This window comes from Prevotella sp. tc2-28 (assembly GCF_900107705.1).
Lineage (GTDB): Bacteria > Bacteroidota > Bacteroidia > Bacteroidales > Bacteroidaceae > Prevotella.
Genome location: NZ_FNRE01000002.1, coordinates 105,085 through 130,458 on the forward strand (window position 1 = coordinate 105,085; position 25,374 = coordinate 130,458).

A 25,374-nucleotide genomic window follows, 5' to 3' on the forward strand; every position below is an offset into this window, starting at 1 on the left:
AACTAAGAGTAATATGCCACAATATAAGCAGTCTGATATAACTTCACCCTTTTGGGCCACTAACGATGGCTTCAAGGGGGGGCGTGACCCAATGGGAATACAGAATAGTTCTGTTGCGACCTATAGTAGGTTGTTGCCTGGCATGACAAACCTTACGGGTCACATCCGTTATTATAGTCTATATTGTTGGCTCCTTAACGAATATGACAAATTAGAAACGGAGGAACAAACAGAAATTCACCAGTACAATTTCATACGTCGGGCTGAACTGGCTATGGCACTTATCATGAAGAATCAGAATGTCGGTTCTGTCGTTGGTGCCTTATTTGTATCACAGGAAAGGTATAAGCTCATTGAAAAAGGACTTTATAATTTGGCAGACGGTGGTGATTATGGCTCAGAAGATAAATATTGGACTTACCAAACTGGAGCTTTTGGCCAGTACTATTTAGGATCACTCATTTATTATGAACTGGTCAAGATAGAAGAAGGCCGTTTTTATCTTCGAGACAAAGGAAAAGCTTTGGCTTCTGCCTTTAGTAAAAGCGTAGATAAAGATGCCAGAGACCTTTTCATTGATTGTATTGTAGAAGGTAGCTTAGCAGAAGAAGAAATAGAAGAATTACAACTTTTAGGCCTGAACAGAATAGTAGTAAACTCGGCAGAATGGGTTGCTCTCAATCATTTGCTTACAAAACAGGATGATGACGGTTCTTCTTTGCGTCGCGAGACTGTACTTTTGATGCTGAAAGATTTAGATAAAGGCATCACTGTTAATGATTTTGTCGAGCACCGTTTTTTGAATGCAGATAAAGATGATGAATACGATGCCTCGTTTGGCTGGTATTTCTATTATTTGTGTGAAGCATTTCATTATTGCATTGAGTCCGTTTTTTGCTTAATTCTTAATGAATTATACGACTTGTATAATCCGTCGATGAAGATTCTTGTGGAGGATATCAAAGAGAGAATGCTTTCATATATGGATGAACAAAAGAAATATACTTCAATAGAAGAGTGGAAGCAGAATGTAAATGGCAAAATCGAAGAGATGTTTGATAAACTGAAGGAGTTTATCTATGTAAAGGATTATACTCAGGCAGCAGTTCAATCGTTGGGGCTATTGCTTAGATTACAAAATGAATATGAGCTGAACAAAGAAAGCATCTTGGCTTTTCAAAATGAAAATGATCTGACTCGCCAGCGTGGTATATTAAGTGAAGGGCTTAAATCTTATGTGCTGCTTCACTCTAAACAGTCTGTTGATATGTATATAGTTTCCATTGTACACCAAATCATGCAGGAGCATACTATTATTGCTATTAGTAAGATGGGCAATACAGATACCGACCTACGAAAGTTTATTCTTGAAGATGGAAGGGTCGTTTTAGTGGAAATACGTTATCCAACTGCTACTAGTCCCCGTATCGATTCTCTCTATAATTTCCTACAGGATTTAAGCTACATCGACTCTGACGGGCAGCTAACGGATATAGCATACAATTATATTCAGAACTATGGCAATGATTGAGCATCATATATTTACAGATATTCCTAGCGGTGGAAAAAATGGAAAGTTTCACTCCGCAGTTCTGACGACGTATGCTATTGATCTGATTCATTTTGATAGACATCTGGTAAACATGCTCCATAGAAAACAAATATGTAGCATTAATGTTTTAGCAGATGCGAATCAACTGGAAAAGGAGATGGAGTATGTCAATCCCCGTTTCATGAAGGGAATAGGCAGAGAATACAGCATACAAGGCATTAGCTCAAAAGGCGCATTCCATCCCAAAATAAATATCTTTGTTGGTGACGATTCCGTTCTCATCGTTTTGGGTACAGGTAATTTGACGGTAACTGGTCATGGCAAAAACCATGAAACGTTTACTGGTTTAATGGTTGATAGCAACAACGATACTCATCGTCCCTTAATAGAAGAGTGTTGGCGATATCTATATCGATTCTCTAATCAATTCGTTTCTTTTGATAATAATCGTATTCTTCGTGAGATTCCAGAAAATTGCACGATGTTAAGTCCCACATATCATGTTGTACCTCATAGGTTATGTAATGTTCAAAGTGGACTGTACGCAGCACTTCTTTACAACGACGATTCATCAAGCTATTTAAAACAAATCACCGATATTGTCCCTCTTCAGGACGTGCAGAATGTGACAGTTGTTAGTCCTTTCTTCGACGAGAATGGTGATTCTTTAGTGACATTGGCAGAATTATGTACCAATGCAAAAATCGATGTTTTGATACATCGAACATGTTCACTCCCTCCATGCAAAATGCCTGAGAATAAAAGAATAAGTTTCTTCGATTTTGAGGAGACTGTGAGAGGTAAGATGAACTTTAAGGTATATGACAGACAGCTTCATGCCAAAATTATACATTTTAAGACATCTGACAAGGAATTTTGTGTTATTGGTAGTGCCAATGCGACTATTGCCGGATTAGGAACAATCAAGAACAGAGGTATCAATGATGAATTTGGTATTATCTATGTTTCATCGAATACTGATTTCATGAGTGAACTGGGTTTAAAGACCAAGCAGAAGATTGATTTTAAGGTCAAGGATATGAAACGTGCTGTTGCCGACAGCACTGATGATGACCATAGAAAATATAGGGTGTTGTCTGCTCAGTATGACAGTGGTAGGCTATCCATTTTCTGTGACCAAGTAATTCCTGGAGATTGTTTTGTTGCAATTGATAATGGTTACAACATGGCTATTTGTAAAATAGATACCATTGAAAACGAGCGATGCTATGTCGAAGCAAAACTTGCACAGGATTTGTCAGTATGTTATATTGCTACATCTAATGGAGAGTGTTTGTCAAACAAGGTATTCATTAATAATATTGCCAATCTTGAAATAACAAATCCTTCTCAAACGAGCAGGAGCCTGAACAGATTTATCTCACGAATTGAAAACGAAGGATATGACGGTTTAGAGGTCGCAGACATGCTAACAGATATTATGTGGGATCTTGTTAATGAAACAGATGATAATCAACAACTCAGAAAGGTTACTGCTTCAAGCAAAGAACGTACGAGGGATAAATCATTACCAGATATAAAATACAATGCTGCTTATGACAATGATGAAGTTCGTAGCCACAGATCGATTCTTGTTGATAGAACTTCTCGCTTAATAGAATGTATTGAAGAAAGTATCAGAAAGAAGATTCGTTCGATTGATGACGCCATAACTGATGAAGAGGAGGAAGGCAAAGCTGAAACAAGCAACGATAGAGAGATTGTTGAGTATGAAGAAATTTCTGTATCGAAAAAGACCATCAAAAGTTATGGAGAGTTGTCTAGTTCTGTCTTGTCAAACTATTCTAAACTTATTACTAAGCGTACAGAACAGCTCAACAAATCTGTTTTCAAATTCGTAACTAAGGATGACTTGAACTTCTTCTCATTATCCATGTTTGCTTCTGTTGAAATATGCTATCTCAACAGACATAAATACCAATTTGATGAAATAGACCCTATCTATAGAAGCAGTTGCCAAAAGCAGTTATACGACAGTTTAGATAGGAGTATGTGTGTTGACGGGATTGAAGCACTAGAGCGTTTTGCAGGCTTCTGCCGTTCAATGGGTAAACCTTCATTCAAAGATGAAGACTTTAAAAAGAAAACAGACCGTACCATGAAGTATGCTTTGCTTTTCGGTTCATTGTTCTATAGAAATGCGACTTGGAAAGAGGAGCATTTGAAGAATCGTGTGCTTCAAGCCCTTCAGTCCCTTATATCCTTATTCGGTATCCCTTCAGAAAAATTCCTTGAGGATGAACTTTCGCCTTTGTCAGAGAGATATGACTACGCATTCCGATATAGCCATGTTAAGAACTTTATCGACAAACTTTAATGAGCACAAATGGAAGGTTTAACTGACAGCCCGAAGTACCCCGACAAGTACCTTGCCTGTGACTGATGTGGAAGAAGGGTGGGATTAAGTGATGGAAGAAGTAATATGCTTGATTTCTGCATCGACCACAAAGATGTCTCCTTCGTCATCGACGAGAACATTACGAGGTAAAACATCCCAAACCTCGTATTGGCTGTTTCTGAAACAGCCATCTTGAGTTGTCTTCTCGAAACCGAGGGCAGCCATATAGGTGTCAATCTGAATCTTTGTGGCAGGATGAGCATCGGCTATTCTGGGTTGTACAATAACAGGTTGGATGGTGCGTCCATCAAACCCAGCAAAGCCATAAAAGGAATAAGCGGTATCTGGGAAAAGAATATTGTGCATCATGACCTTGTGCAACAATCCAATAATACTACCACTATTAAGCAGGTTGTTGACTTTGTAAATGACTTTCTCTCCAACGTATGTGTCGTTTTCGTTGCCGCTTGGACCAGGAACACCAAGATTGAAGACATCCATCATAGGGATCCAGAAACCCTGGCTTTTAGCCATTTGTTCAGCGGCACGTTGCTCGGTCTCGAAACGACTTACATTTTGTTGGCTATCTCCAGATTGCGCTTCATGTATTGTGCAAAGTCGCTCGAGCTCATTGGCGATTGCTGCGATGCGGCTATTTTCCGCATCTTGCGCTCCGTTACTTCCTTGTGGAACTGGTTGAGAAATGTCATAATCCATCTTTTCTTAAATATCAGCGGCAAGGACAGTGCAGGTCGAGTGCTGAGCCTGTTCTCGCGTTTGAATCTTATATTCAAATGCAAAGATACAATAAAATCGTTAATCAAGCAAATAAAACAAAGAAATAATTTATCGACATGCCACAGGGACGGGTGACATGTGATGTATGATGGATGAAGGGTGGGATTGAGTGTACTAAAGGATTTAACGATTATTAAACAAAAGTAAGTGGTCTGGCGTTTTGTCAGGCCATTATTATTTTGTATTTTTGCAGCCAGTTTTTGCCAATGGCATACCTATAACGTAACAATAGCTTAAACCAAATTCTATGTCGGGATTGCATATAAAAAAGACGGGCAAGGCTTATTTGCTGAACGAGTCGGATATGGAAGGGATGGTGTTTAACACACCAGTGCCTTTCTTTGATGCGCCCGTTTCTTGCGGTATTCCGAAGGATACTGGCGATGTGCCGGCAGTCTGGATGATGATGCCTGACGACATATTGGGTGCAAACGATACGTATTGTACGCGTGCGAAAGGCGATTCCATGATTGGAGCGAACATCATGCCTGGCGATTTGCTGGTGATGGAGATGGTGCCTGAATACCACAGCCACGATATTGTCCTGGCTGACATTGACGGTGAACGGACTCTGAAGACTTATTACCTGGCAGAGAACGGTGAGCAATGGCTGATACCCTCTAACAAGAAATATAAAGCGCGTAGGATTGATGGCACCATGAACGTTCGATTCCTCGGCAAGGTGAAAGCCCACCTTCGACATGATCCCCAGGATACGATGGCGCATATAATGGAGAGCATCGAGGAGGCAAGGGCACAGATGGCGGTCGAGCAAGCTCAGTCGGAGGATTTCAAGAAGCTTGTCATTAGTCCAGCGTGTGCCGACAAGGTGGTAGGACGTCTGCACGAACTATCTGACGGAAAACAAAAGCCCAGGGACATACTGATGCCTTTGCGTGCAGCGATGGAGGCAGGTGCCATTCGTCGCCCGACATGGGCTGAGTACGGTTCTGAGTTTGGCTTTAAGCGAACTTCGAAGACATCGCTCAGTGACTATACTGATCCCACGAAAAACAAATATGCCGATGAACAGCAGTTCTGGTCGCTGGTTGATATCTTCAGGAGCCTGATAGCCCGCTGAAATCCTATTTACCCCTACATTTTCTGGTCATTTCTGGTCGTTCAGGAATGACCAGTTTTTTTATGCCTTATGCTGAAAAGATAGCATTACCTTTGCCGTGTGATTCAAAGATCACACAGTATTAATCCGAGATTGTGAGGTCTCATGAGGAAAGTACGTACGCCTGTCACATCTCACAACGCTTCGGAAAGATGAAAGAGATTATTTTGAACGTAGACGACAGTGCCTATGAGCATGTGTTGGGAATGCTCCGGCTTTGTCATGATGTGAATGTAGTGGAAACGGATGGTGAACAGATGGCTACAAGCATGGATGTAAGCTTTGCCAGAGCCATCAGCGAACTGGAGAAGCGCAAGGTGATACGCTTCCCACGTGATCATTCGTACATCATGGCAGCCATGAATGAGGAATTGCTGAAGGGTGCTCCCTTCTTCTACTCGCCGTTGGACTATATCGCATACTTGAAGCTTCTGGGTATCGAAAAGACACCTGGCAAGACAACACTCTACGACACTTTGCACACGATAGGCGGACACTATCCCGAATGGACGTTCAGCGATGGCCCCAGTGATGTCGAAGGGAAGAGGAGAATCAACATCGTGAGACTGTTTCTGCTGGCTTTCAACAGGAATCGGTGCTCAAACCCGGAAGCATCTCGGAAGGAATAAAGGATTGTCGGAAGGATTGTCGGAAACCACGATGGCTGACCAGAAAACGAGCGAGAAAACAACATACCTTTGCAACGAATTAAAACTCAAAAGAAATGAAAAAAGAAATGAAAAAAGAGAAAAATGAATTGGAGTTGACCAAGCAGCAGCTGAAAGAAACTCAAGAAGCTTTAAACCAGACCAAAGCGGCTCTGAATCAGGCCAGGCAGAAATGCGCCATATGGGAGCGTAAGGCTGAGGAAGAGACGGACATTTCAGACCATTGTCTGAGAACGATGCGCGACTTGCTGAAAAAGTGGACGGGCGAAGAATCACTGGACGTCAAGACGAACAAGATGTTGGAGTTCAACACGACGGACAGGCAGGTGGAGATGATTGGCGCACTGATGGACTATTTGCACACGGGTGACAGGTATTTGTTCGATCACGAAGTGCAACGAACGATGTTCAAGGTGATGTGTCAGAGATTTGATAAAAAAAAAATCGTTAAACAGTAAACAACAATGAAAAAAGACAAGAACGAGATGCGCACGAATGCTGCGTTCATGGAGGCGGAAGCCGTAGTGAAGGAATCAGAGCAGCTGATGATTGATCTGATGCATGTAATGGGACAGCATACCCATGTGGAACACCCCTCGCTGGTGGCGCTGATGGGACTGTCATCCACCGTGGCAGAGATCGTGAAGATGCTGGAGTCGGTAGGCTTTGCCGATGCCCAGGAGAAGTTCCTCTTCCTGCTGACCAGTGAACTGACACTGAGAGAAGCTTTGGACAATAACCCGCTCGAGCTCTGCTCGCTTGCTACCGAAGGGACGCAAGAATAACCAATAACCGAGTCGAAGGCATGAGCGGAGAAAATGTGTACGTACGGAATTGAGCTCAAACTAAAATCTTCGCTTTCTCCTGATAGCTCACAAATTCGAATCGATTATGATAATTAATATTAATATTGACATTTCAGAAGAGGCATATATCCGCCTCATGAGTGGTAAGAGTGTTCCAGGTCAGATGAAAAAGGCTTTGGCAACAGGTGTTATAACATTTGACGACTGGAAGCACAAGACGAAGAAGCAACGGGCCAAGGACAAGCTGGTGCATCAGCTGGAGATGGGCTGGGTGAAGGAGTCGCCGGAGAAGTACAAGGTTTTCCTGAGCATCTATAAGAAGCTGGGACTGCCCCGCATCCTGAGCATCATCGACCGAGAGATGAAGGAAGCCAAGACATCCTTGCTTGACAAAGAACTGATAGAAACCATTTAAACAATAAACCGCTCGAGCTCTGCTCGCTTGCTACCGAAGGGACGCAAGAATAACCGGTAAACAGTAAACGGTAAACAGTAAACGGTAAACAGTAAACGGTAAACTAATATGTTTTGTTATCAGAAGAATTTCAATAATCCTACGTTGCCCATTGACGAAGCGCAGTTCTATGCGCTCGTCAGGGCTACACAATGGAATGAGCATATCGATCAGTTCAGAGAGACGGGTGATGCTGCCCTGAAGCGCAAACTGCCTGCCTTCATCTTCCAGGCTATATTCGACGACACCACGTCGAAGAGTGGCAAGACGGGTGCCTGGCGCAAGCAGAGTGCTACGAGACTGACGGGACTGGTGGTGATGGACGTGGACCATGTGGGGGAGCAGACCCACCCCCAGCCCCTCCCTGTTAGTGAGGGGAGTAATATGATGCTGCCACCACGTGAGCTATTTGTCAAGTGGCAAAAAGAGCACGCAGAACTATTTGCATCCCCCTTGCAGGGGGATAAGAGGGGGTCCATCTTACTCATCTACATCACACCCTCCGGACATGGGTTGAAGATCGTGTTCAAGGCACGCACGGAATGGGGTAACCTGATTGACAACCAGCACCAGATGGCGAAGCTGCTGGGCGTGGAGGTGGACGAGAGTTGCAAGGACGCCAGTCGCATGTCGTTCATCTGCAAAGAGTCGGATATCCTGTATCTGGACAAGGAGTTGTTCACCTATGAGAACAAGGCGTTTGCAGAGCGATATACTGCTCTATATCGAGACGGTCATTCACAAGAGACCCACCCCCAGCCCCTCCCTGTTAGTGAGGGGAGTGGTCAGACTCAAGATCAAAAACTATCTACGCCCCTCCATCACAGGGAGGGGACGGAGGTGGGTCCTCTATCGTTCAAGGGGGTGCCTTATAGTGAGATCATCGATGCGTGGTGGACGCATAATGGGGGTGTGCCGCAGGAGGGTGAACGGAACGTGAAGCTGTACCAGTTGGCGGTGAACCTGAGGGCTATCTGCGACAATAACAAGGCTCTGCTGCTGCAGATCATGCCACGGCTGGGACTGGACGAACAGGAACTGTGCAGCATCGTCGATTCGGCCTGCAAGGAACCCGTGAAAGGACTGAGCAAAATGATGCGCGAAACCCTCCAGGGCTTGAACATTTCTCTGACCTCTTACCTCTCACCTCTCACCGCTGAGTCCGACATCAACCAACGCTTGTGGGACTGGGGTGCACAGATAGAGTCGATGTTCGACGATTTCCCCCTGTTGCGCGACATCTGCAAGGGACTGAAGCGCAACCAGTATCCGGCAGCATTGTTTGTGGGTGGCGGTCTGCTGATGACGCTCATGACGCGCTGTACCTACCGCTTCTACCACCGTCCGGAGGAACTCCGCAGACTCAACAACTCGACGCTGATCATCGGTGATCCTGCCAGTGGTAAGAGCTTTGCCACCCGACTGTTCAAGTTGCTGGCATCGCCCATCGTGGAAGCCGACAAGGTGGGAAAAGATGCTATCAATGCCTATCGTGAGCAGATGCGCACAAAGGGTGCCAACAAGGAGAAACCGAAGAAGCCGAAGGTGGTGATTCGCATCCACCCGGCTCGAACCTCGAATGCCCAGTTTATTCAGGACATGGTGAACGCCGTGGAGGAGGTGGACGGAGAGCTGATGCAGTTGCACATGCTGACCTTCGACACGGAGCTGGACAACACGCTGTCGCTGCAGAAGGGTGGGGCATACATCGACAAGCAGGCCTTGCAGCTGAAAGCCTTCCACAACGAGGAGGACGGTCAGGCTTACTCGAACGTGGACAGCATCCTCCAGAACTTCTTCGTCATCTGGAACTTCATCTATACCGGAACGCCGATAGCCCTGAAGAAGATGGTGAACGAGCAGAACTTCGGTTCTGGTCTGGCTACGCGATTGACCTGCATTCCGTTGCCTGCCACCAACTTCGAGATGATGACGCGTGAGTTGACGGTGGACTACGAGAGTGACAACCGACTGAAGGAATGGGCTGAGAAGCTGGACAGGATGAAGGGTGAGCTGACGGTGCAGAAGATAGTGGACGAGCTCTACGACTGGACGGCACGTCGCATGGCTGATGCTGCCGACAACGACTCGAAAGCCGACGAGATGTTGCTGAAACGATGTGCCTATCATGGCCTGAACTTCTCTGCTCCGTTCATCGTGATGCGCCACTGGGACAAGATGCACCAGGACGGTGACTACTGGTGTGGCGAGTTCGAGACGGACGAGGTGGACTGGCGACTGGCAGAGCTGATCACGAACATCCAGTATGCCTGTCAACGTCACTACTTCGGAGCGATGGCGGAGAACTACTTCGACAACAAGTTGAAGGACGCCAGCGTGAACGTACAACGCAGACAAAAGACCTTCGAGGCTTTTGCACGACTGCCGGAGGAGTTTACGACAGAGGATGTGATGCGCTGTTTTGGGCTGAAGAACAACACGTCGGCTCGCGCCCGGGTGTTCCGCCTGATGAAAGACCGCCTGGCTGAAAAGGTGGAAGAGTTCGTGGAGAACGGCACCACCAAAGCCAGGTATAAGAAGACTGGCACTGTGATGCTCTGACGACGCTGTGACGCAGTTACACAGTTGCATTAGGAAAATCAAAAAAACATGAGATTATGACAGAAGTAAGTATCAACAAACAGGCACGACTCAGCGAGCATTTTACGCTCGCTGAGATGTGCAAAACGAGTGCGAAGACACCTGATGGAAACATCCCTTCGCACGTACATATCGAGAATCTTCGTAGGCTTTGTAGTTGGTTGGAAATGCTGCGCGACGAGTGGAACCGTCGCTATGGCGAGGGCGATGACCCCATCATCATCAACAGTAGCTATCGAAGTGAGGCAGTTAACAAGGCCATAGGCGGTGCCAAAGGCTCAAACCACCTGACAGGCTGCGCCGCAGACATTCGTGTCGCAGGCATGGAGCAAGCCCTCCGATATTCCGTCATCCTGCTCGACATCAGCGATGAGAGCCGCGAGGACTTCGATGAACTCCTCATCGAACGCTCGCCCAAGGGCGGCTATTGGCTCCACTTCGCCGTAAGGCCGTCAGACAATCGCAGGAAAGTGCGTCTGATACAATCTCTTCGCTGAGGTCGGCAAAGTGCTCGACGCAGCCTGGTAATTGTTCCTCTTTGCATCTGCCGCCGATAATCCATCGTGACTATCGGCGGCTTTTTCATTACTTTCCCACGCAGAATCTACTTTCCGACGCAGAATGTAAAATCTGCAAATATAAGTCGCTGATAATCAGCGCATATTCCTCCAATTATATGGGACAGATACTATGCCGAGGGACGGAGGAGGGACGGAAAATATACAAAAATCTGCAAATATGACTGCCGTCAAAAAAAGAAAATGCAAAAAACTGCAAAATCGATTTTCCAGTTCTTTGTATATTCACATTCGTTAACACGGATTTTTGCACATTTTTGTATTCTCTGTGAAGCGAGTGAAATGCAACTTCCAATTTCTGTCCATTTAGGTACATTTATCTTTGCAGTTCTTTGTATATCTTTATAATCAGACGAAAAAACGGTGCATTTTGTAACTCAAAATTGGGTTGTTAAAAAGTGTTGTCCCTGTTTTTGTCCCTTTGTGCCATTTTTCGAAATCTGTCCCTCTGGGGACACTTTTCTCCCTTCGTGTCCCTCCAGGCTCTTATTCTGTCCCTTCTGAGCAACAAATATATATTATAGCCGGAAGATATAAGGTTTAGTTTAGGTTATGGATATATAATATGGGAATAAACTAAACCGTACCTTATCCAATTAAACCGAGCTACCTCTCTCTTTTTTGGACGGCAAAGATAATTATACTGAACTTTCGCAAGTGAATATTCATTCATCAAGCGACTAATTTATACATTTGATAGAGTTTATGGAACTTAGGATTGGCATCAATAACTGCAGAAAGCAGCTCGCTGGCATCGGCAGAGATCATCTCTGCGATTTCCAGAATGGTGTCCAATATCAGTTCCCATATCCTGTCCGAGGCAGACAGCTCGAGAGTACCAGCAGTGGCTTCGCGGAAGAGTTCTCCGACGGTCTCGTAGGCCTCAAACCGTTTCACCGTGCAAAATATGTTGTACTGCATCATGGTCAGCGTGAAGCTGGCAATCTGTGCAGAGAAGTGTACGCTCTGACATCTGCAGAAGTCGAGCAGTTGCTTGCAATCGTGATAAGCCACCTCGGTAGTCCAGCGGGTAGCGTACGTCCTATATGCTTTGAGAAAACTGAGCGAGAGATCCGTTGTGAGCAATCCATTCCAATGCCCACTCCTGCCTCGTTTCGAGAAGAACAGGCGCACGGTGGTACCTGCAAACTTCACGTCTATGGTGCAGTAAGTGCACTTCAATGTCCTATTGTGCATGGTGAGTCCCTGCTTCTGGAGCTTCTTGATGATTTGGTTGGCTGTCAAGTCGCCCCATTGGGTGTGGTATTTGGTCTTTCCCAATTTGATCATACCAATCAGATGGCACTTGATGTGTCGGCTGGTAATGAGTTTCACAAAGTCTGCACAGGTAAACCAGCTGTCAATGAGCAGATAGTCGAATCGGATGCCGCGCTTGATGGCGTACTTCACCATCTCGATGGCCTTGTCAATCTTTGACATCGTGTACTCCTTGATGCGTTCCTCGACAGCCTCTCCGCTATGATCCTTGCTATACCGTGCTTTGCGCTGCCTATCCGTCAGCCCCTGCTTCTTGTCAGGTTTGCGGCCCTCTTCGCCATGAAGCGAGAAATCGAGGAACAACTGGCTCATGCCATCGCTCAGAAGCAGCGTCAGACATTTGTAACCGAGGATGCTCTTGTGCTCAAGGTGAGAGAATACCTTGCCGATGAGCTCACTCTTACGTCCGCTCTTCGGAGCGTCAGTGTCATCGATAATCAGGCAGACAGGCTTGTCATGCTTAGCCTCTGTGCTGCGGCTGATCTTACGCAGCAGCTGGAGATTCATAGCATACAGCAGCTTGCGCCACTTGATATTACCATCATTCATAAAACGATAGAACATGTCCTTCTCACAACAGGCAATAGAACGAGAACATATAGCCTACAACCATTGCGGTGGTGGGCAGCAGCTTAGTAAACTGCTCGGAGTATTTGAGCATCGAGGTGGCAAACGTCTCCAGGAAGATGGCACCAATCAGAAACAGCCATTCTTTCATAAATTGAAATTTACCTAAAAGAGTTATTCAAACGTTCCATTCTCGTATTCTTGCTGGAATTGTGTACACGTCTTGCCTGTGGCTTTCTTGAAGAACCGCATCAGATGTGAAGGCTCTGAGAAGTGGAAGTCGTAGGCAATCTCGCTGACCGTCTTGTGGCTGAACAACAGTCCGTTCTTGATTTCGGCCAGCAGGCGTTGCTTCAGCAGGACGGTGGCTGGAACACCATATTGCGCCATGACGCTCTGGTTAAGCGTCACCCGGCTGACGTGCATCAGGTCGGCATATTCCTGCACACGCTGCAGGTCGCGGATGTGCTGCTCCATCAGTTCCACAAACAGGAAAGCGTAGTGGTTCTTCGGCAGTTCAAAGGGCAGACTATATGTCTCGGTATAGCGTCGGTTCAAGACGGCCAGCAGATAGTAGAGCACGCTGACGATGATATGGTAGCTGTCGGCTACAGGCTGGCGCAGTTCGCTGCGGATTTTCTTCAGCAGCCGTTCGTATTCCGTCAGTTCGTCGGCTGTTGCCATGAAGTATGGTGGCGTGTCGGTCTGCTGGCAGTACTGCAGGCGATAGACAAAGAACTTGTCGGCAATAAACGTACGCATGAAGTCGTTGCGGAAGATAAGGAAATCGTAGTCGAGGGCATCTTCGTCAATGTGCCATTCCTGCTGCTGGTGGGGCTTCAGGATGAGCACCATGCCATCGCGCAGTTCTATCTTCTGGTAGCCCAGCAACAGATAGCCATTGGCCTTACGGAAGAAGAACATCTCGAAAAAATCGGTCTTGAACACGGGGTATTCCGTCAGCACGCCCCTCCGCTCACTGCCATGGGCGGTGTTGATAAAGAAATCTACACCACATTCCGTCTTGCTGAAAGGCACCTCTACGAGCCTGTATGTTGTTTTTGCCATACCTCTTTTATATGATTTCGGCTGCGAAGGTACGAAAAAAGCGTGATTTATCAAAATGGCATAACAACATGTTGTTCTGGTATAGACATCTTTAACATTTCGCCGTACCTTTGCACCCAGAAATCAAAAAAACAGAAAAGAACATGAAGATTCAACAGATTAGAAACGCTACGATTAAGATTGAGTATGCCGGTAAGGTGATGCTGATAGACCCCATGCTGGGCGAAAAGGGCTGTATGCCTCCGTTCCCGTTCTCGCACCATCAGAAATTGCGCAACCCGATTTACAACCTGCCGATGACGGTGGACGAACTATTAAGGGATGTGGACTGCGTGTTGCTGACCCATCTGCACACTGACCACATAGACGATGCCGCTTATGAGCAGCTGCCGAAGGAAATGCTCATCGTCGTGCAGGACGAGCTGGACCGTGAGGTGGTCGTGTCGCATGGGTTCAAGCAGGTGAAGGTGATTGAGGGCGAGATGCAGCTGGGCGATGTTCATCTGTCGAAGGCTGAGAGCCATCACGGCCACTGGTGGATGCTGCCGAAGGCCGGCCACACCTGCGGCTATGTGTTCCAGCACCCTGCGGAGCCTACGACCTATCTGGCTGGCGACACCATCTGGTATAGTGGTGTGCGTCGCAACCTTGACCGCTGGCAGCCCGATGTGGTGATAGTCAATGCTGGCGGCAACAAGTTTTATGTGGGAGGGCATGTCATCATGCACATTCCCGATGTGCTGAAGACGATGGACTACGCACCGAAGGCCACCTTCGTGGCCACCCACCTGGAGGGCGTGAACCACAATTACGTCACCCATGCCGCACTCCTTCGGGCTGCCAGGGAGCATGGAGTGGCTGGGCGCGTCCACATTCCCGAGGACGGTGAGAGCGTAAATGTCAGCAAGTAAACGAGAGACGATGAGTGTTTGTATCAAAGACCTGATTCAGAACATGAATCTTGTGATTGGCTGTAATATCGGCTGTAGTTATTGCTATGCCCGCAACAATTGTCGTCGCTACCACATTACAGACGATTTCTCTGTGCCGGAATTCTATCCTGGCAAGCTGCGGCTGATGGGCAATCCGAAGCCCCACAACTGGCTGCTGACAGGCATGAGTGACCTCGCGGGGTGGAAAGACGAATGGCGTGAACTGGTGTTCGACAAGATGCGCCAGAACGTGCAGCACCAATATCTGTTTCTCAGTAAACGGCCCGACCTGCTGCACATGTCAGTTACACCCGACAACGGATGGTTTGGAGTCACGGTGACCTCTTCGAAGGAAAAGCAGCGTATCGACCAGTTGCGGGAGAATGTAGGTTCAACTCACCTGCATGTCACCTTCGAGCCGATGTTCAACGATATTGGAGAGGTTGACTTGCACGGCATTAGCTGGATTGTGATAGGAACGGAAACGGGTAAGCGCAAGGGCAAGGCCGTGTCGGAAGTCAGTTGGGTGGAGAATTTGACAGAACAGGCACACCGGCTGAACATTCCCGTTTTCATGAAGGAAGACCTCGTTCCCATTATGGGGGAGGCAAATATGGTACAGGAGTTGCCACAGGAATTTAAGGAAGTATTAAAACAACAGGGTTATGATTATAAATGACAAACAAGTGCAGTCGGTGATGACAAAGTCATCGCTGCCTGTGGGCGGTTATTCCGTCAATCCGTACGTGGGCTGTACCCATGCCTGCAAGTACTGTTACGCCTCTTTTATGAAGCGCTTCACAGGTCATACCGAGCCGTGGGGGACTTTCCTCGACGTGAAGTACTGGCCTGCCATAACCAATCCGCACAAGTACGACGGCGAGCGCATCGTCATCGGTTCGGTGACAGACGGCTACAACGAGCAGGAGGCTGAATACAAGCGTACCCGTGCACTGCTGGAACAGCTACAGGGTGCCGACTGCGAGATTATCGTCACCACGAAGAGCGACCTCGTGTTGCGTGACCTCGACCTGCTGAAAACGTTCAAGCGCGTCACGGTATCGTGGTCTGTAAACACCCTCGACGAGCAGTTCAAGGAAGCGATGGACGATGCGCCCAGCATCGAGCGACGACTGGCTGCAATGAAGCAGGTCTATGAGTCGGGCATCCGCACCGTCTGCTTCGTGTCACCCATCTTCCCAGGCATTACCGATGTCTTTGCCATCATCGAGCGTGTTAAGGATTATTCTGACCTTGTATGGCTGGAGAACCTGAACCTTCGCGGACAGTTCAAGCCCACCATCATGCAGTACATCCGCGAAGAGCATCCCGACCTGCTACCGCTCTACGACGACATCTACAAGCGCAAGCGCCGTGACTACTGGCAGACGCTCGCCCTGCAGGTGGAAGCCTACACGAAGGAGCACCAGATGCCCTACGTCATCAACGACCTGCCCTATGGTCGCTCAGAGTATGGCCATCCCGTCGTGGTCAACTATTTCTACCACGAGGAAATCAGGCTGACGCGATAGCATGACTTCGATTTCAATTATATTGCCGCATACGTACAATACTGCCGTATGCGGTTTTATTTTGCAGCATTAACAAGCCGTTTCTCTAACTCGTATGCACGCTCCAAATCCTTGGGGAATTGCGTGTCGCGCATCTCTTCCTTATGCCGGGCATCTATCATCTTAGCGTCGTAGCGGTTGTAGTCATTGAGGTGTTATGTTGTCACAACATAAATTTGACTGCGCAAAGTTACACATAAATCACAGACTATCCAAAAATGCCATTAGGTTTTTGTCATCTCTCCAATGCTTTTTGGATTTTTTAGCCTTCATCTCACAATTCAGCAAGGCTTTGGCCTTCATTTCCAAATTCACCTCAGCATAGATGTTCGTTGTCTCCACAGACACGTGTCCCAACCATGCCCTGATGGTATTGATATCTACGCCAGCTTGCAGCAGATGGGTAGCAGTGGTGTGGCGGATGGTGTGCGGCGACACCCGCTTGTCTCTTACTGACGGCATCCTCCTTTTCGTATCTGTCACTGAATTGTTGCATTTAGCGAAGTTTTCTCGCCATGCCAAAGCACAAACAAGTTTGACTTTGGTCATTTGGCTTAACGAAAACATTCTTATTCCGACTTCTTCATTTATGCCTTTTCCTGACGAAGCGAGTCACACTTACTTTTTCCGTCGCAAAGTTAGTGCAAGCCGTATTCTGCAAGTACCAGGTGCCTTATTCCTCGGATTTTTTCAAAAACTTTTTGCCGTCTGCAGGGCATCCAATAAAAACTTTTCAGGCCCAGGGGTGAAATAATTCGGTAATTCCTTGCATTCCCATACTTCCCTTGCCAACTCTTAAAGCAACGTTAAGAAGTTTTTTATGGTTCATAAAATAGTGCGAATCAACTATGATGAAATTTTTTGTCCCTCGAAGAAAAAGTGTTACTTCGGGGGACAGATGGGGGACAAAATGGGTGATAATCTGCAAATATCGAAGTTAAAAATCAAAAATCTGCAAAAATAGACGAAATTTTAAATGCTTGAAATCATGCGATTTACAAGCCATATTTGCATATAGTATGCTTTTCTTTGCAAAAAATCACTTTCCCACGCAAAAATGTTTAAAGATATTTCCTAATACTTCGTTTGGGGTGATTTGGCCTCCGGTAATCTCGGATAGGATGTCGAGGGTTTGACGGAGGTCTTCGCTTAGAAGGTCGCCACTGAGTTGCTTCTCGAGCCCGTCGAGGACACGCAGGACGGAGGAACGGGCACGGACAAGGGCATCGTAATGGCGGGCATTGCTGACAATAACATCGGTGTCGGAGAGGGTGGGGATGTCTGCTGCCTGATAGATGGCTTGCTCGAGTTGGGAGATATTGGTGCCTTGTTTGGCGGAAATAGAGATTAAAGGAAAATTAACGGTTGTAAAGAATGCAAAATCGTCTTTGTCTATTTTGTTTTTGACGATGATAAGTTTCTTATTTTCAGTATGTTCTGTGATATCTTTAAATTCTTTTACGGTTGGCTCTTGGTCAACAACCCAGAGGATGATACGTGCCTTCTCTATGGCTGAGTAGGTTCGTTCGATACCTATTTTTTCGACTTGGTTGGTGGTCTGACGGATGCCTGCGGTATCGATAAAACGGAAGGTGACACCTTGCAGGTCGATGGTGTCTTCGATGGTGTCGCGAGTGGTACCATGTACGTCGGAGACGATGGCGCGTTCCTCATGAAGCAATCGGTTGAGCAGGGTGGATTTTCCTACGTTGGTCTTGCCGATAATGGCAACGGGAATACCTTGCTTGATGGCTTGTCCTATCTCAAATGAATGGGATAGTTTTGTAATGTTTTTATCAATCGTTTTAGCTAATTCGAGTAGTTCGGTACGGTCGGCAAATTCCAAATCTTCATGGTCGGAGAAGTCGAGTTCAAGTTCGAGGAGTGAGGTGAGCCTCAGGAGTTGTTCGCGAAGCCGTGAGAGTTCGGATGAGATGCCGCCACGCAATTGTGACATAGCCATCTGGTGGGTGGCTTTGTTTGTGGAGGCTATCAGGTCGGCAACGGCTTCGGCCTGAGAGAGGTCGAGTTTGCCATTGAGGTAGGCTCGCATGGTATATTCACCCGGGTTTGCCATACGACATCCGTTGGCAATGAGCAGTTCTAACACCTTATTTAATATATAGCGTGATCCATGGCAAGAGATCTCCACGCTATCTTCGCCAGTATAGCTGTGTGGTGCCTTGAATATGGTTATCATGCACTCGTCCACAAAATTTCCATTTTCGGACACGAGGTGGACGAAGTGTGCAGAATTTGGTGAAAATTTGTTAACGTCTTTATCAGCTATTCGATTGACCGTTTCGAGGGCCTCAGGACCAGAGACTCTGATGATGCCGAGGGCGCCACCAGGAGCAGTAGCAAGTGCGCAAATTGTATCTATCATGTCAGATGCGTTCGAGCACTTTTTGGATGAGGGTATCGATGGAGTTCTTATACTCGGTGTTCATCTTCTGGGCGTAGCGGTTAGCGATGACCATGCAGCAAGTCATGGCGCGATGACCAAGAAGAGAGGCGAGACCGGCAAGGGCACTGGACTCCATCTCGAAGTTACAGATTTTCATGCCTTCATATTCGAACGACTCTATCTTCTTGTTCTGGTCGGGGTCGGCAATGTCGGCACGGAGCTGACGACCCTGAGGACCATAGAAGCCTCCGCAGGCAACGGTATAGCCACGCACCATATCGTCTTGGGCTATTTGGTCGATGAGTTCCTCATTGGCAACAGCTACATAGGGAGCACCCTTGATGGGATCCCACTGCATGTGTTGTGTGAAGGCGCGCTCCATGGGAATGTCGCATACCACATTACGTCCGGCATAGTAGTTAAGGAGTCCGTCAAAGCCGATGCTCTTGACAGAGGCTACGAAGCATCCGGTAGGTGTGAAGGGTTGGAGTCCGCCACAGGTGCCGATACGCACCATGGTCAGCGTACGATGCTCGTCGCGTTCCTCGCGTGTCTGGTAGTCGATATTTGCCAGGGTGTCGAGTTCGTTGACAACGATATCGATATTGTCGCAACCGATACCATGGCTCTGACAGGTGATGCGTTTTCCTTTATACGTGCCGGTAATGGTATGGAACTCGCGACTGGCGACCTCGCATTCCTTGGTGTCGAAATGAGCTGCCACGGTATCAACACGGGCAGGGTCGCCCACGAGGATAATCTTGTCAGCCAGCTGTTCGGGTTTCAGATGAAGGTGGAAGCATGAGCCGTCGCTATTGATAATCAATTCGGATTCTGGGAAATGTTTCTTAGCCATAGTATCGTCTATTTTAAATATCATTGATAACGCAAAGATAAGAAAAAAACACGGATGTTGCTTCTGTTGCAAGCCACAATTAATGATATTTAATACTCTATGAGTTTGCCTTCGGCTTCCAGTGCGCTCCAGATGTTGTAACGAGCCTCGGGATTTAGCTGTTGCATGTGTGTAAACAGTTGCTGTGCGGTGGTACGGTTGGTGACGCGTTCGTGGGGGCAGAGCGCCAGTTGTTTCTCATAGTGTTGTTGTTCGGCATAGGTCCGGATGTCGTCTTCGTGGCACAGGCATAGCGGACGGATGATGGTGAGGGGCATCTTGCGCATGCGTAACTTGACGGGCATGGTGGAGAAATGTCCTTGGAAGGTGAGGTTCATCAATGCGGTATGGATGATGTCGTCTTGATGGTGGCCGAGAGCTATCTTGGTACAACCCAGTTCCTGAGCGAGATTGAAAAGTTGCTTGCGTCGTTGCCAGGAGCAGAGGAAACAGGCAGGCTTTGATTTCCCTTCTTTGTTGTCGTCAAAGCGGGTGGTGATGACATGAAGGGGAACGCCGAGACGGTCGCAGAAGGACTGCAGGTAGGTGGTGTCGGTCTCGTAGTGTACGTTCTCCATGCGGATGTGGGCGGCTTCGACGGTGAAGTGGGGGACACGGATCAGGGAGCGACGGGCGAGGAACTCGAGGAGACACAGTGAGTCCTTGCCACCAGACAAACCGACGAGGATGCGGTCGTCCTCGTCGATGAGCTGGAATAGTCCCAGTGCTTTATTGAATGTCTTCCAAAGTCGTTCGTCGAGTGTCATGACTTATCCATAAACACCAGATATACGGCACAGATGATGAGGACGAATGCCAAGATATGATTCCAGTGCAGGTGGGTACCTTGGAACAAGATATTGGCAATCACGCAGAAGACGCCCAGCGAGATACATTCCTGGATGACCTTGAGCTGAATGAGGCTAAAAGGACCTCCGTTCTCCACAAAGCCCAGTCGGTTGGCGGGAACCTGACAACAATACTCAAAGAAGGCAATCATCCATGAGAAGACAATGACGCCGATGAGTGGCCAGTTGCTGGAAGTTCCTGTCTCTTGTAATTTCAAATGCCCATACCAGGCAAGTGTCATAAACACGTTGCTTAGTATGAGCAATATGATGGTATAGAGTCCGTTCATTTCTTCTGGAGATATTCATCCATGTTTTGAGCAGCACGCCGACCGTCACCCATGGCGAGGATAACGGTAGCACCACCACGAACGATGTCACCACCGGCGAAGATCTCAGAGCGAGCCGACTGCATACCCTCGTTGACGACGATGGTGTTCTTGCGACCCAGTTCGAGTCCTTCGATAGACTTGGGAACCAATGGGTTAGGTGACACGCCGACGGCTACGATAACCTGATCGACATCGAGTGTCACGGTCTTGCCCTCGACGGGAACAGGACTGCGACGACCTGATGCATCAGGTTCACCGAGTTCCATAACCTGTAATACGGCAGCCTTTACAGCACCATTCTCGTCGGCAAGATATTCGATAGGATTGTGCAAGGTCAGGAAGTTGATACCTTCCTCCTTGGCGTGCTTCACCTCCTCCAGACGGGCAGGCATCTCCTGCTCTGAACGACGGTAAACCAATGTGACGTTTCCACCCAGACGCTTAGCCGTACGGCACGAGTCCATAGCAGTATTGCCACCGCCTACGACGAGCACGTTCTTACCCAGGTTGATAGGTGTATCGGTGGTGGGGTTGGCGGCATCCATTAGGTTGACGCGCGTGAGATATTCGTTCGACGACATGATATTGATGGCATTTTCACCAGGGATGCCCATGAAGTTAGGCAGGCCGGCACCCGAACCGACGAAGATACCCTTGAAGCCCTGAGCCTCCAACTGCTCTACGCTGATGGTCTTGCCCACAATCACGTCAGCCTGGAAATGAACACCCATCTTGGCGAGGTTCTGAATTTCCACGTCGACAATCTTGTTGGGCAGACGGAACTCAGGAATACCATATTTCAACACACCGCCAATCTCATGAAGTGCCTCGAAGACATAGACGTCGTAGCCTTTCTTGACCATATCACCGGCGAAGGAAAGTCCGGCAGGACCGGAACCGACGACAGCAATCTTGATGCCGTTGGCAGGAGCAATCTCAGGTAGCGAGATGTTGCCCGACTCGCGTTCATAGTCGGCAGCAAAGCGCTCCAGATAACCGATGGCAACAGCGGGTTCGTTCATCTTCAGATGGATACAACGGCTCTCGCACTGTTTTTCCTGAGGACAAACACGTCCGCAGACAGCGGGCAGGGCAGAGGTGTTCTTCAAGACTTTGGCAGCAGCCAGGAACTGGCCTCGCTCGATGTTCTTGACGAACGACGGGATATTGATATTGACAGGACATCCCTCTACGCAAGTCGGCTTGGCACAGTCGAGACAACGCTTAGCCTCGGTCATAGCCATCTCCTTGGTCAGTCCGATGTTCACCTCCTCAGTTCGTGTGGTTGCACGATAGACGGGATCCAGTTCTGGCATTACCACACGCTCAATAGCCGTACGCTCCTTGGGTTTCATGCTCTTGCGGAGCTCTTCACGCCAAGCGGCATTGCGGTCGGTGAGCACTTCGATGGTGTCGTTTGTGGGGTCAGCATCCATCACCACGTCAGTGGCGGTAGCCGATTTTTCACCATTCGCCTTGCCCTCATCACTTCCCATGAGGTGCTCTTCGTAGTGTTCGAGCTCTTCCTGTTCGGCACGCTTGAAGGTTCCCATGCGCTTGAACATCTCGTCCCAGTCGACCAAGGCACCGTCAAACTCAGGACCGTCGATGCAGACGAACTTTGTCTTGCCACCGATGGTCAGTCGGCAAGCACCACACATGCCCGTTCCGTCGACCATGATGGTGTTCAGCGATACCTCACAGGGAATGCCGTGCTTCTGGGCTGTCAGGTTAGAGAACTTCATCATGATGGGAGGGCCTATGGCGAAGACTTTGTCAACATGTGGCTCCTGTTCGATGAACTTCTCGATACCAACAGTTACCACACCTTTCTCGCCATACGAGCCGTCGTCGGTCATGATGATGACCTCGTCAGAGGATTCGCGAACCTTATCTTCAAGAATGATGAGGTCCTTGCTGCGACCAGCCATAACGGAGAGCACGCGGTTGCCTGCTGCTTTCAGGGCCTGGATGATAGGCAACATAGGTGCGACACCCAGTCCGCCACCGGCACATACCACGGTACCGTACTTCTCGATGTGGGTAGGATTTCCCAATGGGCCCACTACGTCGGCAACACATTCGCCTACGTTGAGTGCGCATAGTTTCTTGGATGACAGTCCGACCATCTGAACCACGAGAGTGATGGTACCCTTGTTGATGTCGGCACCTGCAATGGTAAGCGGCATACGCTCACCTTTTTGGTCTACGCGTACGATAACGAAATTGCCTGCCTTACGGCTTTTGGCAATCAGTGGAGCTTCAATCTCAAATAAGAAAACCTTCTCAGAAAATTGCTCTTTCCTTACGATTTTATTCATAATTTCTTTGTTTAGATTACATTTTGCCTGCAAAGTTACGAATAAAAAGTCAAAAAGCAAAAGAATTGTACGTATCTTTTGCTTTTTGATATTGTTTTGTTTATAAAGGGAGATGGACTATCCGATAAACTGGAGAATTAAATCTACCACTTCATCCTCGGTCTTGCCTTCCATGTTGAAGACCAAGTCGTAGTTACGCGTGTCGTAACGAGAAGTTCCGGCATATTTCTTGACGTATGCCTCACGCTGGTCGTCCACCTTCTTAATGATCTTCTCAGCCTGCTCGTGGGTCAGGTTCTGCTTGCCCATGATGCGCTGGATACGGTGCTCCAGGGGAGCCTGGATGAAGATGCTCAAGTGGTTGGGGTGATTGGCGAAGATGCTGAATCCAGAACGTCCGGCGATAACGCAAGAGTCCTCATTAGCAGCATTCTCGAGAATCTCCTTCTCTACTTTGAACATGTCGCTGCTGGTTACCAGTGTGCCGTCGTCTTCTCCAGTCATGCGCTGGTAATACCACAACTCGTTCATTCCCTGGCCCATATACATAGCTGCGTTGATGAATTCGCGCCACCAGTCGCTCTTGCCGCTTTTCAGCTTCTCGATCTGCTCGGTATTCAACTGGAACTTTTGTTTCAGTTCATTGATCAACAACTTGTCATAGTAGGCCACATTCAGCTTTTCAGCCAGTTTTTTGCCCACTGTGCGTCCACCACTACCCAACTCGCGGTTGATTGTGATGACATACTTCTGATTTTTGTCCATATTGTTATTCTTTAGGATATATAATATTTTACGTTTCGCTGGTTTCTGCATGCAAAAATACAAAAAGTATATTAAATTGCAAAGAAAATCAGTTGAAATTAAATATCTCTAACAAATTACACCTTAGTCTATCATTTCGAAACCGGTATACGGAACCAACGCACGAGGTATCTTGATGCCGTTTTCTGTCTGGTTGTTCTCCAGAATAGCGGCAACGATACGGGGCAAGGCCAGAGCAGAGCCGTTCAGCGTGTGGCAGAGCTCGGTCTTCTTGGTTGCTGCGTTGCGGTAGCGGCACTTCAAGCGGTTAGCCTGATAGGTGTCGAAGTTAGATACTGACGAAACCTCAAGCCAGCGGCCCTGAGCCTCGGAGTATACCTCGAAGTCGTAGCAGATAGATGAGGTGAACGACTGGTCGCCACCGCAGAGCAATAAGATACGGTAGGGCAGTTCGAGTTTCTTCAGCAGTCCCTCAACATGCTCCAGCATCTCTTTGTGACTCTCTTTTGAGTGTTCGGGAGTATCGATACGAACAATTTCAATCTTCGAGAACTCATGCAGACGATTCAGTCCGCGGACATCCTTACCGTAGGAACCAGCCTCGCGACGGAAGCACTCGGTATATGCACAGTTCTTGATAGGCAACTGAGCCTCGTCCAGAATGACGTCGCGGTAGATATTGGTCACGGGAACCTCAGCGGTAGGGATGAGGTAGAAGTCGTCAACCTCGCAATGATACATCTGACCTTCCTTGTCGGGCAACTGACCGGTACCGTAGCCAGAGGCAGCATTTACTACTGTGGGAGGCATGATTTCGGTATATCCGCTTTTGCGTGCCTCGTCGAGGAAGAAGTTGATGAGTGCACGTTGCAGACGGGCGCCTTTGCCGATGTATACGGGGAATCCGGCACCTGTAATCTTGACACCCAGGTCGAAGTCGATGAGGTTGTATTTCTTGGCGAGTTCCCAGTGGGGCAGGGGGTTGGCCAGTCCCAGCTGTGGGTTGACGCTCCAGTTGCCAACGGTATCGTTGCCGTCGCACTCCTTCAAGTTCGACTTAACCACGTGGTTGTCCTCGGCGGCAGCACCCTCGGGAACCTCATCGTAGGGGATGTTAGGAATCTGACAGAGCAGACGAGTCATCTCCTCTTGCGACTGGTTCATGGTCTCTTCCAGTTGCTTGTTGGTATCTTTCATCTGCGAGACTTGAGCCTTGATAGCCTCTGCCTCGACTTTCTTTCCTTCTTTCATCAGACCACCTATCTGAGCGGCCATCTTCTTGGCTTCGGACAGGTTTTTGTCTAATTGTTGCTGGGCCTCGCGGCGCTTTTTGTCAACGGCAAGCACCTCGTCAATCGCTTCCTTGGCCCCTTTAAAGTGTTTCTTTTCCAAGCCGCGAATCACGCGGTCGGTTTCCTCTGTAATGAGTTTGAGTGTAAGCATAAGATCAATTT

Annotated in this window: 24 protein-coding genes; 12 read left to right on the forward strand and 12 right to left on the reverse strand. The window is 47.9% G+C overall.

Translation table 11 applies throughout. From position 1 onward, the window contains the following. The first annotated feature begins 13 nt into the window (after positions 1-13). The gene (locus BLU47_RS02040; RefSeq protein WP_091957762.1) at positions 14-1,531 is read left to right on the forward strand and encodes a hypothetical protein; all 1,518 of its coding nucleotides are present in this window, start codon (positions 14-16) and stop codon (positions 1,529-1,531) included. Continuing rightward, positions 1,518-3,890 (forward strand): phospholipase D-like domain-containing protein, encoded by a 2,373-nt coding sequence (locus BLU47_RS02045; RefSeq protein WP_091957764.1) that lies wholly within the window; start codon positions 1,518-1,520, stop codon positions 3,888-3,890. The genes BLU47_RS02040 and BLU47_RS02045 overlap by 14 nt, the downstream gene beginning before the upstream one ends. Before the next feature lie 84 nt (positions 3,891-3,974). Here the strand turns inward: BLU47_RS02045 and BLU47_RS02050 are convergent, their stop codons facing one another. Next, positions 3,975-4,628, reverse strand: coding sequence for a putative polyvalent protein kinase domain-containing protein (locus BLU47_RS02050; protein ID WP_091957767.1), 654 nt, complete (start codon positions 4,626-4,628; stop codon positions 3,975-3,977). Positions 4,629-4,956: 328 nt separating this feature from the next. Here BLU47_RS02050 and BLU47_RS02055 point away from each other — a divergent pair, with 328 nt between their 5' ends. The 7 genes from BLU47_RS02055 (at position 4,957) to BLU47_RS02085 (ending at position 10,855) form a co-directional block, all read left to right on the forward strand. Beyond that, the gene (locus BLU47_RS02055) at positions 4,957-5,790 is read left to right on the forward strand and encodes a LexA family protein (RefSeq protein ID WP_091957769.1); all 834 of its coding nucleotides are present in this window, start codon (positions 4,957-4,959) and stop codon (positions 5,788-5,790) included. A 191-nt stretch (positions 5,791-5,981) separates the two neighbouring features. Further along, entirely contained in the window at positions 5,982-6,458 is a 477-nt protein-coding gene (locus tag BLU47_RS02060; protein ID WP_091957772.1) for a hypothetical protein, read from the forward strand. A gap of 107 nt (positions 6,459-6,565) precedes the next feature. Continuing rightward, a complete protein-coding gene (locus BLU47_RS02065; RefSeq protein ID WP_143025431.1) occupies positions 6,566-6,955 on the forward strand; it encodes a hypothetical protein in 390 nt (129 codons plus the stop codon). A gap of 6 nt (positions 6,956-6,961) precedes the next feature. Continuing rightward, a complete protein-coding gene (locus BLU47_RS02070; protein WP_091957776.1) occupies positions 6,962-7,282 on the forward strand; it encodes a hypothetical protein in 321 nt (106 codons plus the stop codon). 106 nt (positions 7,283-7,388) lie between these two features. Continuing rightward, the gene (locus BLU47_RS02075) at positions 7,389-7,718 is read left to right on the forward strand and encodes a hypothetical protein (protein ID WP_091957778.1); all 330 of its coding nucleotides are present in this window, start codon (positions 7,389-7,391) and stop codon (positions 7,716-7,718) included. A 108-nt stretch (positions 7,719-7,826) separates the two neighbouring features. Further along, positions 7,827-10,319, forward strand: a complete 2,493-nt coding sequence (locus BLU47_RS02080) for a BT4734/BF3469 family protein (protein ID WP_091957781.1) — start codon at positions 7,827-7,829, stop codon at positions 10,317-10,319. Between the two features lie 56 nt (positions 10,320-10,375). Continuing rightward, a complete protein-coding gene (locus BLU47_RS02085; protein WP_091957784.1) occupies positions 10,376-10,855 on the forward strand; it encodes a D-Ala-D-Ala carboxypeptidase family metallohydrolase in 480 nt (159 codons plus the stop codon). A gap of 753 nt (positions 10,856-11,608) precedes the next feature. Here the strand turns inward: BLU47_RS02085 and BLU47_RS02090 are convergent. From BLU47_RS02090 to BLU47_RS02100, 3 genes are read right to left on the reverse strand one after another with little or no spacing between them, the layout of a single operon-like run. Then, positions 11,609-12,778, reverse strand: a complete 1,170-nt coding sequence (locus BLU47_RS02090; protein WP_091957786.1) for an IS4 family transposase — start codon at positions 12,776-12,778, stop codon at positions 11,609-11,611. A gap of 7 nt (positions 12,779-12,785) precedes the next feature. After that, a complete protein-coding gene (locus tag BLU47_RS02095) occupies positions 12,786-12,932 on the reverse strand; it encodes a DMT family transporter (RefSeq protein ID WP_091957789.1) in 147 nt (48 codons plus the stop codon). A gap of 23 nt (positions 12,933-12,955) precedes the next feature. Continuing rightward, on the reverse strand, positions 12,956-13,849 hold the full coding sequence (locus BLU47_RS02100) for a helix-turn-helix domain-containing protein (RefSeq protein WP_024990708.1): 894 nt from the start codon (positions 13,847-13,849) through the stop codon (positions 12,956-12,958). A gap of 143 nt (positions 13,850-13,992) precedes the next feature. On the opposite strand from BLU47_RS02100, the gene BLU47_RS02105 reads away from it, so the two are divergent. From BLU47_RS02105 to BLU47_RS02115, 3 genes are read left to right on the forward strand one after another with little or no spacing between them, the layout of a single operon-like run. Next, positions 13,993-14,760 (forward strand): MBL fold metallo-hydrolase, encoded by a 768-nt coding sequence (locus BLU47_RS02105; RefSeq protein WP_091957791.1) that lies wholly within the window; start codon positions 13,993-13,995, stop codon positions 14,758-14,760. Between the two features lie 10 nt (positions 14,761-14,770). Next, positions 14,771-15,460, forward strand: a complete 690-nt coding sequence (locus BLU47_RS02110; RefSeq protein WP_024990706.1) for a radical SAM mobile pair protein A — start codon at positions 14,771-14,773, stop codon at positions 15,458-15,460. Then, positions 15,447-16,313: a radical SAM mobile pair protein B gene (locus tag BLU47_RS02115; protein WP_027454042.1), complete on the forward strand. Its 867-nt coding sequence runs from the start codon at positions 15,447-15,449 to the stop codon at positions 16,311-16,313. Before BLU47_RS02110 ends, BLU47_RS02115 begins: the two co-directional genes overlap by 14 nt. Before the next feature lie 240 nt (positions 16,314-16,553). Here the strand turns inward: BLU47_RS02115 and BLU47_RS02120 are convergent, their stop codons facing one another. The 8 genes from BLU47_RS02120 to serS form a co-directional block, all read right to left on the reverse strand. Further along, positions 16,554-16,814, reverse strand: coding sequence for a tyrosine-type recombinase/integrase (locus BLU47_RS02120; RefSeq protein WP_036929669.1), 261 nt, complete (start codon positions 16,812-16,814; stop codon positions 16,554-16,556). A gap of 577 nt (positions 16,815-17,391) precedes the next feature. Next, complete coding sequence (gene mnmE, locus BLU47_RS02130) at positions 17,392-18,738, reverse strand: tRNA uridine-5-carboxymethylaminomethyl(34) synthesis GTPase MnmE (RefSeq protein ID WP_091957793.1); 1,347 nt, start codon at positions 18,736-18,738, stop codon at positions 17,392-17,394. Position 18,739: 1 nt separating this feature from the next. Beyond that, positions 18,740-19,615, reverse strand: a complete 876-nt coding sequence (locus tag BLU47_RS02135) for a nucleoside phosphorylase (RefSeq protein WP_255402055.1) — start codon at positions 19,613-19,615, stop codon at positions 18,740-18,742. A gap of 89 nt (positions 19,616-19,704) precedes the next feature. After that, positions 19,705-20,421 carry a tRNA 2-thiocytidine biosynthesis TtcA family protein gene (locus tag BLU47_RS02140; RefSeq protein WP_091957798.1) on the reverse strand — a complete coding sequence of 239 codons (717 nt, stop codon included), beginning with the start codon at positions 20,419-20,421 and terminating at the stop codon, positions 19,705-19,707. Further along, on the reverse strand, positions 20,418-20,792 hold the full coding sequence (locus BLU47_RS02145; RefSeq protein WP_091957801.1) for a DMT family protein: 375 nt from the start codon (positions 20,790-20,792) through the stop codon (positions 20,418-20,420). Before BLU47_RS02145 ends, BLU47_RS02140 begins: the two co-directional genes overlap by 4 nt. Beyond that, on the reverse strand, positions 20,789-23,155 hold the full coding sequence (locus BLU47_RS02150) for a bifunctional dihydroorotate dehydrogenase B NAD binding subunit/NADPH-dependent glutamate synthase (RefSeq protein ID WP_091957803.1): 2,367 nt from the start codon (positions 23,153-23,155) through the stop codon (positions 20,789-20,791). Before BLU47_RS02150 ends, BLU47_RS02145 begins: the two co-directional genes overlap by 4 nt. Positions 23,156-23,272: 117 nt before the next feature. Beyond that, the gene (locus BLU47_RS02155; protein WP_091958326.1) at positions 23,273-23,920 is read right to left on the reverse strand and encodes a cytidylate kinase-like family protein; all 648 of its coding nucleotides are present in this window, start codon (positions 23,918-23,920) and stop codon (positions 23,273-23,275) included. 123 nt (positions 23,921-24,043) lie between these two features. Continuing rightward, a complete protein-coding gene (gene serS / locus BLU47_RS02160; protein WP_091957806.1) occupies positions 24,044-25,363 on the reverse strand; it encodes a serine--tRNA ligase in 1,320 nt (439 codons plus the stop codon). Positions 25,364-25,374: the final 11 nt, after the last annotated feature.